The 16,804-nt window shown below is 71.3% G+C and carries 12 protein-coding genes; 3 read left to right on the forward strand and 9 right to left on the reverse strand.

The window, feature by feature from the left end:
• Positions 1–12 precede the first annotated feature (12 nt).
• The 8 genes from J5V96_RS01180 to J5V96_RS01215 form a co-directional block, all read right to left on the reverse strand.
• On the reverse strand, positions 13–1,629 hold the full coding sequence (locus J5V96_RS01180; protein ID WP_208499690.1) for a Ycf46 family AAA ATPase: 1,617 nt from the start codon (positions 1,627–1,629) through the stop codon (positions 13–15).
• Between the two features lie 34 nt (positions 1,630–1,663).
• Positions 1,664–2,440, reverse strand: a complete 777-nt coding sequence (locus J5V96_RS01185) for a hypothetical protein (RefSeq protein ID WP_208499693.1) — start codon at positions 2,438–2,440, stop codon at positions 1,664–1,666.
• A gap of 73 nt (positions 2,441–2,513) precedes the next feature.
• Positions 2,514–3,455: a quinone oxidoreductase family protein gene (locus J5V96_RS01190; protein WP_208499696.1), complete on the reverse strand. Its 942-nt coding sequence runs from the start codon at positions 3,453–3,455 to the stop codon at positions 2,514–2,516.
• Between the two features lie 20 nt (positions 3,456–3,475).
• Positions 3,476–4,291, reverse strand: a complete 816-nt coding sequence (locus tag J5V96_RS01195) for an ABC transporter ATP-binding protein (protein WP_208499709.1) — start codon at positions 4,289–4,291, stop codon at positions 3,476–3,478.
• A complete protein-coding gene (locus J5V96_RS01200) occupies positions 4,288–5,367 on the reverse strand; it encodes a FecCD family ABC transporter permease (protein ID WP_208499711.1) in 1,080 nt (359 codons plus the stop codon). The genes J5V96_RS01195 and J5V96_RS01200 overlap by 4 nt, the downstream gene beginning before the upstream one ends.
• Positions 5,367–6,422, reverse strand: a complete 1,056-nt coding sequence (locus J5V96_RS01205; protein ID WP_208499713.1) for a FecCD family ABC transporter permease — start codon at positions 6,420–6,422, stop codon at positions 5,367–5,369. The genes J5V96_RS01200 and J5V96_RS01205 overlap by 1 nt, the downstream gene beginning before the upstream one ends.
• Positions 6,419–7,456, reverse strand: coding sequence for an iron-siderophore ABC transporter substrate-binding protein (locus tag J5V96_RS01210; protein ID WP_208499715.1), 1,038 nt, complete (start codon positions 7,454–7,456; stop codon positions 6,419–6,421). The genes J5V96_RS01205 and J5V96_RS01210 overlap by 4 nt, the downstream gene beginning before the upstream one ends.
• Before the next feature lie 181 nt (positions 7,457–7,637).
• Positions 7,638–9,848 carry an NADP-dependent isocitrate dehydrogenase gene (locus tag J5V96_RS01215; protein WP_208499717.1) on the reverse strand — a complete coding sequence of 737 codons (2,211 nt, stop codon included), beginning with the start codon at positions 9,846–9,848 and terminating at the stop codon, positions 7,638–7,640.
• A 144-nt stretch (positions 9,849–9,992) separates the two neighbouring features.
• Between J5V96_RS01215 and J5V96_RS01220 the strand changes: the two genes are divergently transcribed.
• A complete protein-coding gene (locus J5V96_RS01220) occupies positions 9,993–11,321 on the forward strand; it encodes an acetyl-CoA C-acetyltransferase (RefSeq protein ID WP_208499719.1) in 1,329 nt (442 codons plus the stop codon).
• Positions 11,322–11,470: 149 nt separating this feature from the next.
• The gene (locus tag J5V96_RS01225; protein ID WP_208499721.1) at positions 11,471–11,938 is read left to right on the forward strand and encodes a GNAT family N-acetyltransferase; all 468 of its coding nucleotides are present in this window, start codon (positions 11,471–11,473) and stop codon (positions 11,936–11,938) included.
• 43 nt (positions 11,939–11,981) lie between these two features.
• Here the strand turns inward: J5V96_RS01225 and hrpA are convergent, their stop codons facing one another.
• Positions 11,982–15,878: an ATP-dependent RNA helicase HrpA gene (gene hrpA, locus J5V96_RS01230; protein WP_208499735.1), complete on the reverse strand. Its 3,897-nt coding sequence runs from the start codon at positions 15,876–15,878 to the stop codon at positions 11,982–11,984.
• Positions 15,879–15,965: 87 nt separating this feature from the next.
• On the opposite strand from hrpA, the gene J5V96_RS01235 reads away from it, so the two are divergent.
• A complete protein-coding gene (locus J5V96_RS01235) occupies positions 15,966–16,802 on the forward strand; it encodes an aldo/keto reductase (protein ID WP_208499744.1) in 837 nt (278 codons plus the stop codon).
• Positions 16,803–16,804: the final 2 nt, after the last annotated feature.

Consider the following 16,804-nt stretch of genomic DNA (forward strand, 5'->3'; position numbering starts at 1 on the left):
TCCGATCCGGTTCTAGAAGTCCACGGTGCGGCCCCCGCGGCCGGCGCCGACGGGGGCGAGCAGGGGAGCGGCCACCTCGGGCCGCTCCGCGGCGGACAGATCCTCCGCGGCGGTCGCGCGCACCGCGCGCACGGCCGCCCAGTCGCGGATGGCCTGCACATCCTCCGATTGGGTCACCGCCAGCGGGATCATGTTCTCGACCGCGTGCACCAGGTCGTCGGCCGTGGCGGGGCGACTCGCCGCGAACGCCTCGTACAGCGCCGCGATCACGGCCTGCTCGATCTCGGCGCCCGAGTAGTTCTCGCTCGCGGCGGCGAGTCGCTCGATCGCCGCCGGGTCGGCTGCGACCTCGTCGAGCCCGTTCCCGCGGCGGGCGCGGGACGCGAGCTGGATGCCCCAGATCACCCGTCGCTCCGACAGGGAGGGAAGGTCGACGAAGAAGATCTCGTCGAAGCGGCCCTTGCGCAGGAACTCGGGCGGGAGCTGGTCGATGTTGTTCGCGGTCGCCACGACGAACACGGGCTTCGTCTTCTCCTGCAGCCACGTGAGGAAGTATCCGAATACGCGGGCCGACGTGCCGGAGTCGGTGGAGCCCGACACCCCCGAGAAGCCCTTCTCGATCTCGTCGACCCAGAGGATGCACGGCGAGACCGCCTCGGCGGTCGCGATCGCCGTGCGCAGGTTCTGCTCGCTCGACCCCACGAGGCCGGAGAAGATGCGGCCCACGTCGAGGCGCAGCAGCGGCAGTCCCCACGACGCGGCGGTCGCCTTCGCCGTGAGCGACTTGCCGCAGCCGGGCACGCCCGTGATGAGCACGCCCTTCGGCGAGGGCAGGCCGAACTCGCGCGCCCTGGCGAGCCACGAGCCCTGGCGACGGCCGAGCCAGCGCTTGAGGTTGCCGAGGCCGCCGACGCCGTCGAGGTCGAGCCCGGGCTCCAGGAAGTCGAGAAGGCCCGACTTGCGCACCGCCTGGCGCTTCTCGTCGTGCACGACCTCGACGTCGAGGGTCGTGAGCCGGCCGTCATCGACCATCGCGCGGGCGTAGGCGTTCTCCGCCTCGTGCATCGTGAGCCCCAGCGCCGCATGAACCAGCCGCTCGCGATCGTCGGGGGTGGCCTCGACCTCGACCTTGCGGTTGGTGGCGATCATGTCGTCGAGCAGCACGCGCAGCTCTTCCGCGGACGGCAGCGGGAACTCGATCAGGGTCGTCAACGTGTCGAGCTCGGGAGGGATCACCCGCACCGGCGAGGTGAGCACGAGCATGCGCGCCGCCTCACCATGGCGGAAGTCGACCGCGGTCTCACGCGTCTTGCGGATGATGGCCGGATCGCCGGGGCGGCCCTCGCCGCCGAAGTGCAGGTGGAGGTCATGGAACACGAAGACCCCGGCGTCGAGTTGATGCGCCGCGTGGTCGAGCGCCCGGACCGGGCTCGTGGTGCCCTCGACCGCGCCCTCGGTGGGATGCACGAGACCGGTCGCGGTGCTCCACGTCCACACCGGCCGCTTCGTCTTCTGCCGATCCGCTGCGGAGGTGAGCGCCTGCACGGCGCGCACCTCCTCGCTGGACTCGAGGTAGATCAGCGGCAGTCGCGCCTTGAAGGCCTGATCGAGCGTCGTCGCGAAGTCCATGTGCTCTCCTGCGTCCTGTTCTGGGCGGGCCGGATCAGCCGGCCGTCTCCCCGTCGATCTCGATGGTCCACGCGCCATCCGTCTCGATCCGGATGAGGATCGGTCCTTCGTCCCACGAGAAGCGCTGATCGATCGATCCGCTCTCGGTGACGGACGGGCCGTCGCCCGCGGGGGTGAAGGTGTCCACGAAGAAGATGCCGTCGCCGCGGTGCACAACGCGCGCGCTGAGGTGGTCGCCCTCGTACAGCAGCAGGGCGTCGCCCTCGCCCGACGAGGCCGCGGTGAGGCGGCGGGCGTCGATCGGGTCGAGCCGCAGGACGGCATCCTCGTCGGCCTCGATCCACACCTCGAGCTCGGCCGCATCCGCGCGCGGAAGGAGGAAGACCTGATCTCCGGCCGACGACATGTACCCGATGGAGTCGGGCCAGAAGTACTCGTCGTTCTCGGGGCTCTCGCCGGGCGGAGTGAGCGACACGTCGATCCAGCCGTCGAATCCCTCGCCCGCGACGAGCTGCTGGATGCGGCCCTCGCGGTCGGTGGGCACGTGGATCACCCCGCCGCCCGCGGGCACCTCGATCGCGCCGTCGTCGGCGATCGCAAGCTCGCGGGGCTCGGCCCGCTCCCACGGGTAGGCATCCGGGTCATCGGGCCGGAACAGCTCGATCGGGGTGCCCTCGAGCACGCCGAGGTCATCGAGCGCGCCCCACGCGGTGAACACGGCGACGAGCGCCCCCGCCATCCAGGCGAGCACCGTGAGCACGCGGATGCGGCGCACCACCGGCGCGTCGAGCGGCGTTCCCCCGTTGCTCACGGGATCGATCCTAGGACCGTGCGCCGACATGCCCCCGCTGTGCGCGGGGGCAGCGGTGCCCGGACGCCGCGGGCTAAGGGAGGACGAGCAGCTTCCCGTCCGCGCCCTCGGACGCGGCCTGCTGCGCGTCGCCCGCGCGCTCGAGCGGGTAGCGCTCGCCGAGCTCGACGTGGAACCGGCCGGTGGCGATCAGGGCGAGCGCGACGGGGATGGCCTCGAGGCGCCACGCCTGCTGCTGAGCGGACAGCGGCGTGGGCGATCCGCCGCTGAAGGCGCGGATGCCGAAGGACGCCGCGTCGGGTCCGCGCACGATGGTCGCGATCCGCGAGCGGTCCTCGAGCAGTTCGAGCGACGCCTCGATCGCCTCATCGGTGCCCGCGCAGTCGAGGATGGCGGTCACGCCGTCGGGGGCCGCCTGACGCACGCGCTCGACGAGCCCGTCGCCGTACGCGAGCGGCTCCCCACCGAGCGCGATCACCCGATCCGCCCGCCGATCGCTCGTGGTGCCCAGCACGCGGGCTCCGGCGAGCGCCGCGAACTGGATCGCGGCCTGGCCCACCGATCCCGAGGCGCCGTGGATGAGCAGGGTGTCGCCGCCCCGGATGCCCAGCGAGCGAACGGTCTGATAGGCCGTGCCGAAGGGCACGCCCAGGGCCGCGCCGACGGCGGCGGAGACCCCGGCGGGTCGCACGAAGACCTTGTGCGCCGGCACGACGACGTCGGTCGCGTACGAGCCGACGATGCCCGTGAAGACCACGGGATCGCCGATCCGGAAGCCGTCGACATCCGAGCCCACGGCCGTCACGTGGCCCGCGCCGTCGATTCCTGTGCCCCGCGGCTCGGTGATCGGAGGCGTCGGGCGCAGGCCGGAGCGCTGCTTGGCGTCGATGGGGTTCACGCCCGCCGCCTCGACGCGCACGGCGACTTCGCCGGGAGCCGGGACGGGAACGGGCACCTCGTTCAGGGCGAGCACTTCGGGTCCGCCGAGCTCGCTGTACTGGATCGCCTTCGCCATGCGGCCAGGCTAGCGCCGGGTCAGACGGCGTGTGCGGGCAGCACGTGGTGGCGCCCGCGCGGCAGCACCATCGGCGCACCCGACACCGGATCCGGGATGACGGTGGCATCGAGGGCGAACACCTCGGAGATGAGCTCGCTCGTCATGACGTCCGCGGGGGCGCCGGATGCGATGAGCTCGCCCGCGCGCATCGCGAAGATGTGATCGGCGTAGCGCGCGGCGAGATTCATGTCGTGCAGCACCATCACGATCGTTGTGCCCTTCGACCGGTTGAGGTCGGTGAGCAGGTCGAGCACCTCGATCTGGTGCGCGACGTCGAGGAACGTGGTGGGCTCATCGAGCAGCAGCACGCCGGTCTCCTGCGCCAGCGCCATCGCGATCCACACCCGCTGGCGCTGACCCCCCGAGAGCTCGTCCACCGAGCGGTCGGCGAGGTCGGTGATGCCCGTCACCTCGAGGGCGTCGGCCACGGCGGCGTCGTCCTGGGGCGACCACGAGCGGAACAGCTTCTGGTGGGGATGACGGCCTCGTCCGACGAGATCCGACACCACGATGCCCTCGGGCGCGATCGGCGACTGCGGGAGCAGGCCGAGGGAGCGCGCGAGCTCCTTCGTGGGAAGCGAGCCGATGCTCTGGCCGTCCAGCAGCACGGCACCCGACTGGGGGGTGAGGAGCCGCGCGAGCGTCTTCAGCAGGGTGGACTTGCCGCAGGCGTTCGCGCCGACGATGACGCTGATCCGGCCGCTCGGGATCGTCAGGTCGACGCCCTTCACGATCGGCGTCGCGCTGTAACCGGAGACGAGGCCGGTCGCCTGCAGGGAGATGCCTTCGGTCACGACGAGCCTCCGGAGCGGTTGGTGCGGATGAGCAGGTAGAGCAGATACGGCGCGCCGAGCACGCCGGTGATCACCCCGACGGGGAAGGAGATGTCGAAGGCGAACTGGCCGATCAGGTCGGCCGCGAGCACCAGGATGGCGCCCATCAGCGCGGCCGGGATCGTGAGCGTTGTGCCGGGGCCCACGATGCGAGCGGCGATGGGGCCCGCGAGGAACGCGACGAACGCGATCGGTCCGGTGGTGGCGGTCGCGAAGCAGGCCAGGGCGACCGCGGCGACGATGAGCAGCAGGCGCGTGCGGTCGACCCGGACGCCGAGCGCGCGCGCGGAGGCGTCGCCGAGCTCCAGGGCGCGCAGCTCGCGCGACAGCAGCAGGATCAGCGGCAGCAGCACCGCCGCGGCGAGCGCGAGCGGGGGCAGGTTGTCCCACTTCGAGCCGTTGAGGCTGCCGGTGAGCCAGCGCATCGCCGTGGAGATGTCCGCATCGCTCGCGCGCTGGATCAGATAGGCCACGACCGCGTCGAGCATCGCGCCGATGCCGATGCCGATCAGGATGAGCCGGCCGCCGGTCGACTCCCCGCCGCGTGCGGCGATGTAGATGAGGGCGGCGGTGACGATGCCCGCGATCAGCGCGAACGCCGTGGTGGCTCCGACGCTCCAGTGCAGGATCACGAGGCTGAGGACAGCGGCGGCGCTCGCGCCGGAGGTGATGCCGATGACGTCGGGGCTCGCGAGCGGGTTGCGCAGCATCGTCTGGAAGGTGGTGCCGGCGACGCCGAAGGCGATGCCCGCGAGCACTCCCGTGATCATCCGGGGGATGCGGAGCGAGCCGACGGTGAAGGAGGCGCCGGCGACCTTCTCGCCGAGGATCACACGGATCACGTCGTCGACGGGATAGATCGTGTTCCCGAGCATGACGCACGCGCCCATGAGCACAAGCAGCACGGCGACGAGGGAGCCGAGGGCGATGCCGCGGCGACGCGTGCGGCGGCGGCGGCCCAGGTGAACGAGCGCGGTGGCGTCGGTCGGAGCCGCCGTGGCGGCGCCGAGCGCGGTGTCGCTGAGGGAGAGCGCCATCAGAGGGCCCTCATCCGGGTGCGGCGGGCGATGATGACGAGGATCGGTGCGCCGACGAACGCCGTCACGATTCCCGCCTCGACCTCGCCGGGGGAGCCGATGAGGCGCCCGATCGTGTCGGACACGGTGAGCAGCGCGGCCCCGCCGAGTGCGCAGATGGGCAGCAGCCACCGCTGATCCGGACCGAAGATGAGGCGCGCGACGTGGGGGATCATCAGGCCCACGAAGGCGATGGGTCCGGCGATCGCCGTCACGGCGGCGCACAGGATGACACCCGCAGCCGAGGCGATGAGGCGACCCGCGGTGACGTTGACGCCCAGACCGGTGGCGACCTCGTCGCCGAGAGCGAGGGCGTTCAGCGTGGGCGCGCAGAGGAAGGCGACGGCCGCGGCGACGACGAGGAGGGGCGTGATGAGACCGAGTGAGCTCCAGTCGGCGCCGGCGACGCCGCCGACCTGCCAGAACCGGAACGCGTCCATGGCCGCGATGCGCGGCAGCAGGACGGCGCTCACGAGCGAGGAGAGCGCGGCGGTGGTGGCCGCGCCCGCGAGCGCGAGCTTGATGGGGGTGGATCCGCCCGGGCCGAGCGACCCGACGACGTACACGAAGACCGCCGCCAGGGTGCCGCCGACGAGGGCGAGCACCAGGTACTGCCACGTCGCGTTGATGCCGAGGAACGCGATGCCGCAGACCACGAAGAGCGCGGCGCCGGTGTTGACACCCAGGATGCCCGGATCGGCGATGGGGTTGCGCGTCACCGCCTGCATGACGGCACCGGAGAGCCCGAGCGCGGCGCCGGCGATGAGGGCGAGCACCGTGCGGGGGATGCGCTCCTGCACCGCGATCGCGCCGATCTGCTGTGCGGTTCGCCCCTCGAACCAGGCGCTGAGCCCGTCGAGGACTTCCTGGAGCGTGACCCAGCGCGATCCGAGGGCGAGGGAGAGCACGACGGAGAGGGCCACGACCGCGATCGTCGCCAGAAGGAACGCGCCGCGACGGCGTGCGGCCGGCGCAGGGCCGACCGCACGCCGTCGCGTCTCGGCGAGAGAGGTCACTTGACCTTCGAGGCCGCGTCGTCGAGGAGACCGACGTACTCGTCGAGCATCCACGGGATCGACAGGGCCGTCGGGGAGACGGCGCCGCTGAGGTCGTCGCCGGCTCCGACCGGCACGACCGCGCCGTTCTGGACGGCGGGAAGCGTGCTCCACAGGGGGTCGGCCTGAAGCGCCGGAAGAAGCGTCTCGTCGCCGTAGGCCACGATCACATCGACGTCGGCGAGCTTGTCGACGTTCTCCGCCGCGATGTCGAGGTAGAAGGTCCCGGCGTCGTCGGCCTCCTTGGCGGCCTCGGGCACTTCGAAGCCGAGGTCGGACAGGAACGCGGCGCGCGAGTCGCCCGTGGCGTAGACCGACGTGGTCGACAGGTCGGCCGGGTTCAGGTAGAGGAAGGCGGCGGACTTGCCTGCGAAGTCGGCGTCGGCCGTCGCGTCGGCGATCTGCTGCTCCAGATCGGCCACGAGGTCCTCGCCCTCGGCGGCCAGGCCGAGGCCCTTGGCGTTGGTCAGGATGCTGTCGCGCCACGGCGTGTACCAGGCGACGCCCGGGTAGGCCACCGTCGGGGCGATCTCGCTGAGCGTGGCGTACTCCTCCTCGGTCGGGCCCGAGTAGGCCGCGAGGATGACATCGGGCTGCGTGTCGGCGATGGCCTCGAAGTCGATGCCGTCTGCGGTCGAGAAGACCACCGGCTGCTCGGCGCCCAGCTTCTCGTACGCGTCGGCGGTCCACTCGTAGACGCCGAGGCCGTCCGATCCGTCCATCGACCAGGTCTGGTCGTCGACGCCCACGGGCGCGACGCCGAGCGCGAGAGCCACGTCCATGTTGCCCCAGCCGATCGTGGCGACGCGCTCCGGCGCCTTCTCGATCACGGTGGTGCCGAGAGTGTGCTTGACCTCGACCGGGAAGGTGCCCTTCCCGCCGGCGGCGGTCGTCGACTCGGCGGCGGGCGCCTCGGACGAGCTCGCGCAGGCGGCGAGTGAGACGGTCAGGGCGGCGGTAGCGACGGTCGCGCCGAGGATGCGGGTGATGCGCAAGGGAGATCCCTTCGAAAGCGTGTGCGGGGACGTCCTCACCCGATGCTGTGGCGGTGAGGCATGCCTAACTTAGCATCCCCTAACTACCGTTTCGAACCGGATCCGTCACAGAGCTTCGCGGTCGAAGGACAGCGGCCCCGGTCCTCCAGTGAGGACCGGGGCCGCCGCGCGGGCGAGCGCCTTACAGGGCGTCGATGGCCGCGTTGAACGTGGCGGACGGACGCATCACGGCCGCGGTCTTCTCGGCATCCGGGCGGTAGTAGCCGCCGATGTCGGCGGGCTTGCCCTGCACCGCGATGAGCTCCTCGACGATCGTCTTCTCGTCGGCCGCGAGCTTCTCGGCGAGCGGGCCGAAGGCCGCGGCGAGGTCGGCGTCCTCCGTCTGCTTCGCGAGCTCCTGCGCCCAGTAGAAGGCGAGGTAGAAGTGCGAGCCGCGGTTGTCGATCGAGCCGAGCTTGCGGCCCGGCGAGCGGTCCTCGTCGAGGAACGTGCCGGTGGCGCGGTCGAGCGTGTCGGCCAGCACCTGCGCCTTGGCGTTGTCGGTGGTCTGCGCGAGGTGCTCGAACGAGGCCGCCAGCGCGAAGAACTCGCCCAGCGAGTCCCAGCGGAGGTAGTCCTCCTCGACCAGCTGCTGCACGTGCTTGGGGGCCGAGCCGCCCGCGCCCGTCTCGAACAGGCCGCCGCCCGCCATCAGCGGGACGATCGACAGCATCTTCGCCGACGTTCCGACCTCGAGGATCGGGAACAGGTCGGTGTTGTAGTCACGCAGCACGTTGCCCGTCACCGAGATGGTGTCGAGGCCCTGGCGGATGCGGGCGAGCGAGAACGCCGTCGCCTCGGCCGGGGCCATGATGTGGATCTCGAGGCCCTCGGTGTCGTGCTCGGGCAGGTACTGCTCGAGCTTGGCGATGAGGTTGTTGTCGTGCGCGCGGTTCACGTCGAGCCAGAACACCGCCGGGGTGTTCGACAGGCGGGCGCGCGTGACGGCGAGCTTCACCCAGTCGCGGATCGGGGCGTCCTTGGTCTGGCAGGCGCGCCAGATGTCGCCGGCCTCGACCTCGTGCTGCAGCAGGGTCTCGCCCGCGCCGTTCACGACGCGGACGGTGCCCGCCTCGGCGATCTCGAACGTCTTGTTGTGCGAGCCGTACTCCTCGGCCGCCTGCGCCATCAGGCCCACGTTGGGGACCGTGCCCATGGTCGCCGGGTTCAGCGCGCCGTTGGCCTTGCAGTCGTCGATCGCGGCCTGGTAGACGCCCGCGTACGACGAGTCGGGGATGACCGCGAGGGTGTCCGCCTCCTTGCCGTCGGGACCCCACATGTGGCCGCCGATGCGGATCATGGCGGGCATCGAGGCGTCGACGATGACGTCGCTGGGCACGTGCAGGTTGGTGATGCCCTTGTCCGAGTTGACCATCGCCAGGGCGGGGCCCTCGGCCTGCGCGGCCTCGAAGGCGGCCTTGATCTCGGCGCCGTTGGGCAGGTCGGCAAGGCCGGCGTAGATCGCGCCGAGGCCGTCGTTGGCCGACAGCCCGGCGGCGGCGAGGTCGGCGCCGTACTTCTCGAAGACCGGCTTGAAGAACGCCTTCACGACGTGACCGAAAAGGATCGGGTCGGAGACCTTCATCATGGTGGCCTTGAGGTGCACCGAGAAGAGCACGCCCTCGGCCTTCGCCCGCGCGACCTGCTCGGCGAGGAACGCGTCGAGCGCCTTCGCCGACATGAACGTGGCGTCGACGACCTCGCCCTCGAGCACCTTCAGGTCGCTCTTGAGGACCGTGACGGATCCGTCCTGCGAGACGTGCTCGATCCGGAGGGTGTCGGCGGCGGGGATGACGACCGACTGCTCGTTCGAGAAGAAGTCGTTCTCGCCCATCGTGGCGACGTTCGTCTTCGAGTCAGCCGACCAGGCGCCCATCGAGTGGGGGTGCTTCTGGGCGTAGGCCTTGACCGACGCGGGAGCGCGGCGGTCGGAGTTGCCCTGGCGCAGGACGGGGTTGACGGCCGAGCCCTTGACCTTGTCGTAGCGCGCGGCGAAGTCCTTCTCCTCGTCGGTCTCCGGGTTCGCGGGCAGGTCGGGCACGTCGAAGCCCTGGGCCTGCAGCTCGGCGATGGCCGCCTCGAGCTGGGGCACGGAGGCCGAGATGTTCGGCAGCTTGATGATGTTAGCGGCCGGGTCGTGGGCCAGCTCGCCGAGCTCGGCGAGGGCGTCGCCGATGCGCTGCTCCTCGGTGAGGCGCTCGGGGAACTGGGCCAGGATGCGTCCGGCGAGCGAGATGTCGCGGGTCTCCAGCTCGATGCCCGCCTTGGCCGCGTAGCTCGCGACGATCGGCAGGAACGAGTACGTCGCCAGCAGCGGCGCCTCGTCGGTGTGCGTGTAGATGATCTTCGACATGCGGAAGAAGCTCCTGTGGTCGGCGCGAATTCTCTCGACTTCAAGATACCTGAGCGGGGGTGCGCCCCTTCAATCCGCCTCCGCGCATTGACCATGACCTACAACCCCCTGGGCATCCGCGCGCCGGCGTGAGACGCTCCGGGCATGACCGACGCCTCGATGACGACGCCCGCCGCCCCGCGCGATGCCTACGTGGTGGGCGGAAACAGGATTCCGTTCGCTCGCGCCGGCAGGCGGTATGCGGACGCCTCCAACCAGGAGATGTTCACGGCCGCCCTCGAAGGACTCGTCGCGCGGTTCGGCCTCGAGGGCGAACGGCTCGGCGAGGTCGCGGGCGGTGCCGTGCTGAAGCACTCGCGCGACTTCAACCTGATCCGCGAGAGCGTGCTGGGATCCTCGCTGTCGCCGCAGACGCCGGCGTACGACCTGCAGCAGGCGTGCGCGACGGGTCTCGAGGCCGCGATCGCGGTGTCGAACAAGATCCGCCTCGGCCAGATCGAGTCGGGCGTCGCAGGAGGCGCCGACTCGATCTCGGATGCGCCGATCGCCGTCAGCGAGGGGCTGCGCCGGGTGCTCCTGAAGGTGTCGCACGCGAAGACCCTGGGGGAGCGGCTGAAGGCGCTCGCCGCCCTGCGTCCCGCCGACCTCAAGCCGCTGTCGCCCTCGACCGACGAGCCGCGCACGGGCCTGTCGATGGGCGAGCACCAGGCGATCACCACCGCGAAGTGGCGCATCACACGCGAGGCCCAGGACGAGATCGCCCTCCGCAGCCACCAGGGTCTCGCCGCCGCCTGGGAGAGCGGGTTCTTCGACGACCTCGTCACGCCGTTCCGGGGGCTGACCCGAGACGACAATCTGCGCGCCGACACCTCGATGGACAAGCTCGCGGCGCTGTCGCCCGTGTTCGGGCGGCGGCTGCTCGAGGCGCGGCCGACCATGACCGCGGGCAACTCGACGCCCCTCACCGACGGCGCCTCGGCCGTGCTGCTGGCGTCGCGGGAGTGGGCCGCCGAGCGTGACCTGCCGGTGCTGGCCCGTGTGGTGGACGCCGAGACCGCCGCGGTCGACTTCGTCGGCGGACACGAGGGTCTGCTGATGGCGCCGGCCCACGCCGTGCCCCGCCTTCTCGATCGCAACGGGCTGACGTTCGACGACATCCACTTCTTCGAGATCCACGAGGCCTTCGCCTCCACGGTGCTCACCACCCTGGCCGCGTGGGAGGACGCCGAATGGTGCCGCACCGAACTCGGTCGCGAGGCACCGCTCGGATCCATCGACCGATCGCGTCTGAACGTCAACGGCTCCTCGCTCGCGGCCGGCCACCCGTTCGCCGCCACCGGCGGGCGCATCCTGGCCACCGCCGCCAAGCTCGTCGCGCAGCGCGCCGCCGAGACTGGTGGCCCCGTGCGTGCGCTCATCTCGATCTGCGCGGCCGGCGGGCTCGGAGCCACCGCCATCCTCGAATCGGTCTGACGCCGCGGGCCCACGACGGGCGCACATCCTTCTTCGCGGCCACCCATCCACAGCGCGAGCGCACATCCTGCGGGATGTGCGCTCGCGACGTGCATGCGCCCCGACGCGTCGTCCGGTGGGGGTGGGACTCGATGGGGTTGGATCGAGGAATGACCTGGAGCCTGCGACGGAGCACAGCCGCGGACGCCGCGTGGATCGCCGAGCTGCGGGCCGCGGTGATGCGGGCCGACCTGGAGCGACTCGGCGTCTTCGACGCTGGGCGGGTACGTGAACGGTTCCTCGGCGCATTCGAGCCGAAGGACACTCGCGTGATCGTGGTGGACGGCCGGGATGCGGGATCCATCGCGCTCCGCTCCGCAGACGACGGCTGGTGGATCGAGCACTTCTACCTGCGGAGCGATCTGCAAGGGAGGGGAATCGGATCGGCCGTTTTCGCGACGATACTCGCCGAGGTTCCGGCCGGCGACCCGATCCGCATCAACGTGCTGCAGGGCAGTCCCGCTCGCGGCCTCTACGACCGACACGGCTTTGTGTCGGAGCGTCAGGATCCGGTCGATGTCTTCCTGGTGCGCGTGGCGCGCGCGACGGAGGCCCCCCGGCGAACGACGAGTCGCTGACCGGCACCGCACTCTGCGGGCAGGTGGCGGCCCACGACGGGCGTCAGCCGCGCAGCGCCTTCTGGATGCGCTGCACGGAGACCGGCTCGGCCGTGCCGAGGCGCTGCGCGAACAGGCCCACGCGCAGCTCCTCGAGGAGCCAGCGGGCGCTCACGAGGCGCTCGGGCGCGCCCTCGGGCAGCGGAACGGCTCCGCCGGCCTCGGTGAACGCGGCGGTGGCCTTCTCGAGCTCGGTCATCCACGCGCGGTCGCGGCCCGGGTTGTCGGGCAGCGCCTCGACGCGCAGGCGCGCGCCCTCGAGGTAGCGCGGCAGATGCTGCAGGCGGGCAAGCCCCGTGTCCGAGACGAAGCCGGGCCGGATGAGTCCCGCGAGCTGCGAGCGGATGTCCGCGAGCGGCCCGAGGAGGGCCATGGAGTTCGCGCTCTTAATGCCGCGCTCGACCTCGCGCGCCGCGGTGAGGATGCGCGCCGCGAGCGAGACGGTCGCGAACACGTCGTCGACGGATCCGCGGGTCACCTCGGCCTTGAGGGCGTCGAAGGCCGCGCGCGAGCGGGGGAGTGTCCTCGCGCGCTCGATCGCGGCGTCCGCCACGGCGGCGCGGCAGTCCTCGATGAGCGCCTTGGCCGACGGATACGGCGACGCGGCGAGCGCGAGCTTCTCGTTGGAGGTGAGGTGCTCCTGCACGTACGACACGGGGGAGGGCACCGTCAGCAGGAGCAGGCGGCGCACACCCTTGCGCGTGTGTTGCAAAGCGGCCTCGGGGGTGGCCTCCACGCGGAGCGCGACCGAGGAGCCCTCATCGACGAGAGCCGGGTAGCCGCGCACGACGCCGCCCGCGACCTTCGTGTCGACGACCTCGGGCAGCTCGTCGACGTCCCAGTCCACCAGTCCGGTGCGCTCGAGTGACACGGGGGCGGTGCCCGCGACCACGGCCGGTGCGGCGCGGCGTGCCTCGCGGTCGAGCGAGCGCGCGACCGACTGTCGGGCGCGGCCGGCGAGCCGATCCTGTAGGGCTCTGAGGTCGCGGTCGGAGCCGAGCGCGCGACCGCGCTCGTCGACCGCGCGGAACGACATCATGAGGTGGCCGGGCACACGCTCGAGCTCGAAGGCATCGGCCGTGACGGGCTGGTTGGCCACGCGCTGGATGCGCTGGGCGAGAGCGGCTCGCAGCGTCTGCGGCGGGCGTCCGCCATGATCCTCGGGGCCCGCGCCCTCGAGCTCGGCCGCGAGCTTCTCGGCCCAGTCGGCGGCGGGCACGACATGGCGCCGGATGGCCTTGGGCAGCGCGCGGAGCAGGGCCGTGATGAGCTCGGCGCGCATCCCGGGCACCTGCCAGTCGAAGCCCGCCGGCTCGACCGAGGCGAGCAGCGCGAGCGGCACCACCACGGTGACGCCGTCGTCGTCGGCTCCCGGCTCGAAGCGGTAGGCGAGGTTCAGCGTCTGGTCGCCCTGCGTCCAGCGGCTCGGGAAGTCGCGCGCATCGGATGTCGCCGACCCCTCCACGAGGTCGGCTTCGCGCATGGTGAGCAGCTTGGGGGTGCGGGAGAGAGCGTCGCGCCACCACTTCTCGAACGAGCGCACATCGAACACCTCGGGCGGGATGCGCGCGTCGTAGAACGCGAACACGGCCTCGTCGCCGGCGAGGATGTCGCGCCGGCGCTCGCGCTCCTCGAGCTTCTCGAGGCGTCGGCGCAGCTCGTGGTTCTGACGCAGGAACGCGGTGAGGTTCTGCGGCAGGCGGCTCGGATCCCACTCACCCTCCACCAGCGCGTGGCGCACGAACAGCTCGCGCGCGCTCGGGCGATCGACGCGAGCGAACTGGATGCGGCGGCGCGGGATGATCTCGACGCCGTACAGCGTGACCTTCTCGTACGCCATCGCCGCGCCCTGGTCCTTCGACCAGTGGGGCTCTGTGACCTGGCGCTTGGCCAGATCGCCGGCGAGCTCCTCGGCCCACGCCGGGTCGATCTGCGCGGCGGTCCGCGCGAACAGGCGGGAGGTCTCGACGAGCTCGGCGGCCATCACGGCCTTCGGGCGGCGCTTGCGCAGCACCGATCCGGGGAACACGGAGAAGCGCACGCCGCGGGCGCCGCGGTACTCGGCGCCGCGTGCAGCGCGCGGATCCTTCGCCTTCTCGCGCTCGTCGAGGATGCCGATCTGGGAGAGCAGCCCGGCGAGCAGCGCCCGGTGGATCGCGTCTGCTCTGGCGCCCGCCTCCCGCACACCCGCCCCGCCGCTCGACGAGCGAACGCCGGCCAGACTCCGGAGCTGGCGGTGCACGTCGAACCACTCGCGCACCCGCACGTAGTTCAGGAACTCCGCACGGCACAGGCGACGGAACGCGCTCGATCCGAGCTCCTTCTGCTTCTCCTGCAGGTGGTTCCAGAGGTTCAGCAGCGTGAGGAAGTCGGAGGTCGGATCGGCGAAGCGCGCGTGGGCCTGATCGGCCTGCTCCCGCTGCTCCTCCGGGCGCTCGCGCACATCCTGGATCGACATGCCCGAGACGATCGCGAGCACCTCCTCGGACGTGCCCGTCTTGTGCGCCTCGATGAGCATGCGGGCGAAGCGGGGGTCGATGGGAAGGCGCGCGATCTCGCGGCCGGTGCGCGTGAGGCGGGGGGAGCCGTCGCGGATCAGCGCCACCGCGCCCAGCTCGACGAGCAGATCCAGCGCGGCCTTCACACCCCGCGAGTCGGGAGGCGTGAGGAACGGGAAGCGCTCGATGTCGCCGAAGTCGAGGGCCAGGGCCTGCAGGATCACCGCGGCGAGGGAGGTGCGCAGGATCTCCGGCTCGGTGAACTCGGGCCGCCGGGCGAAGTCGTCCTCGCCGTAGAGACGGATCGCGATGCCGTCGCTGGTGCGACCTGCGCGACCCGAGCGCTGCTGTGCGGACGCCTGCGAGATGGCCTCGATGGGCAGTCGCTGCACCTTGGCGCGGTTGCTGTAGCGCGAGATGCGGGCCGTGCCCGTGTCGATCACGTACTTGATGCCGGGCACCGTCAGCGACGTCTCGGCGACGTTCGTCGCGAGGATGACGCGGCGCTTGAGCCCCGCGACGGTCGAGCGCTCGAAGACCCGGTGCTGCTCGGCCGCGCTCAGGCGGCCGTACAGCGGCAGCACCTCGGTGGGGGCGCGCTGGTCGCGGTATGCGCCCCGGACGGCATCGGCCGCATCGCGGATCTCCGCCTCCCCGGGCAGGAACACCAGCACGTCACCGGGCGCCTCGCGCTCCAGCTCGCGCAGGGCGAGCACGATGGATCCGACCTCGTCCTCGGCGTCGTACGCCGCCACGTCCGCATCCGCGTCGGGATCGACATCGGCCACCAGCGGCCGGTACCGGATCTCCACGGGGTACGTGCGGCCGGACACCTCGATGATCGGCGCCGGGGTGCCGTCGGCGTCCGCGAAGTGCTTCGCGAAGGACTCCGGATCGATCGTGGCCGAGGTGATGATCACCTTCAGGTCGGGGCGCTGGGGGAGCAGCTGCTTCAGATAGCCCAGCAGGAAGTCGACGTTGAGCGACCGCTCGTGCGCCTCGTCGACGACGATCGTGTCGTAGCGCGACAGCTTGCGATCGCGGTGGATCTCGTTGAGCAGGATGCCGTCGGTCATCAGCGCGATGCGCGTCGCGTCGGACACCTTGTCGGTGAAGCGCACCTTGTAGCCCACGACGTCGCCGAGCGGCACCTCGAGCTCCTCCGCGATGCGCTCGGCGATCGTGCGCGCGGCGAGGCGGCGCGGCTGCGTATGCGCGATGCGCTCCCGCCCGAGCTCGAGCGCGATCTTGGGCAGCTGGGTCGTCTTGCCGGAGCCGGTGGCGCCGGCCACGATGACCACCTGGTGGTCGCGGATCGCGGCCGCGATCTCGTCGCGCGCGCCGCTGACGGGCAGCTCGGGCGGGTAGGAGATCCGCCAGGTGGGGGTGGGCGCGTCAGGCATAGCCCTTCAGTCTAGATCCGGATACGCGTCCGACGTTCTTCGTCAAGCCCGCCCTCGATGTCCCCGCACGCTCGTAGGCTCGGGGACATGACCGTTCCCCGAATCGCACTCAACGACGGACACGACATCCCCCAGCTCGGCTTCGGCGTCTTCAAGGTGCCGGCCGACGAAGCCGAGCAGGCCGTCACGGCCGCGCTCGAGGCGGGCTACCGGCACATCGACACCGCCGCCATCTACGGCAACGAGGAGGGCGTCGGCGCCGCGATCCGCAAGAGCGGCATCCCGCGCGACGAGCTCTTCATCACGACCAAGCTCTGGAACGACCGCCAGGGCGGCGAGGCCCCCAAGGCAGCGATCACCGAGAGCCTCTCGAAGCTGGGTCTCGACTACGTCGACCTCTACCTGACGCACTGGCCCGCCCCGGCGAACGGTCAGTACGTCAACGCGTGGCAGAAGCTCATCGAGATCCGCGACGCCGGTCTCGCACGCTCGATCGGCGTCTCGAACCACCTGGTCGAGCACCTCGATCGCCTCGTCGAGGAGACGGGTGTGGTGCCGGCGGTGAACCAGATCGAGCTGCACCCCGCCTACCAGCAGCGCGAGATCACGGAGTGGGCCGCCGAGAACGGCATGCACATCGAGTCGTGGGGTCCGCTCGGCCAGGGCAAGTACGACCTCTTCCAGGAGAAGCCGGTCGCCGAGGCCGCCGCCGCCCACGGCAAGACCCCCGCACAGGTCGTCATCCGCTGGCACCTGCAGAAGGGCTTCATCGTCTTCCCGAAGTCGGTGCGTCCCGAGCGCATGGTCGAGAACATCAGCGTCTTCGACTTCGAGCTCACCGATGCCGAGGTCGCCGAGATCGACGCGCTCGACCCGCTCGACGGCTCCGGACGCGTGGGCGCGCACCCCACCGAGCTGAACTGACG

The sequence above is a fragment of the Microbacterium stercoris genome (assembly GCF_017592545.1).
Taxonomy (GTDB): domain Bacteria; phylum Actinomycetota; class Actinomycetes; order Actinomycetales; family Microbacteriaceae; genus Microbacterium; species Microbacterium stercoris.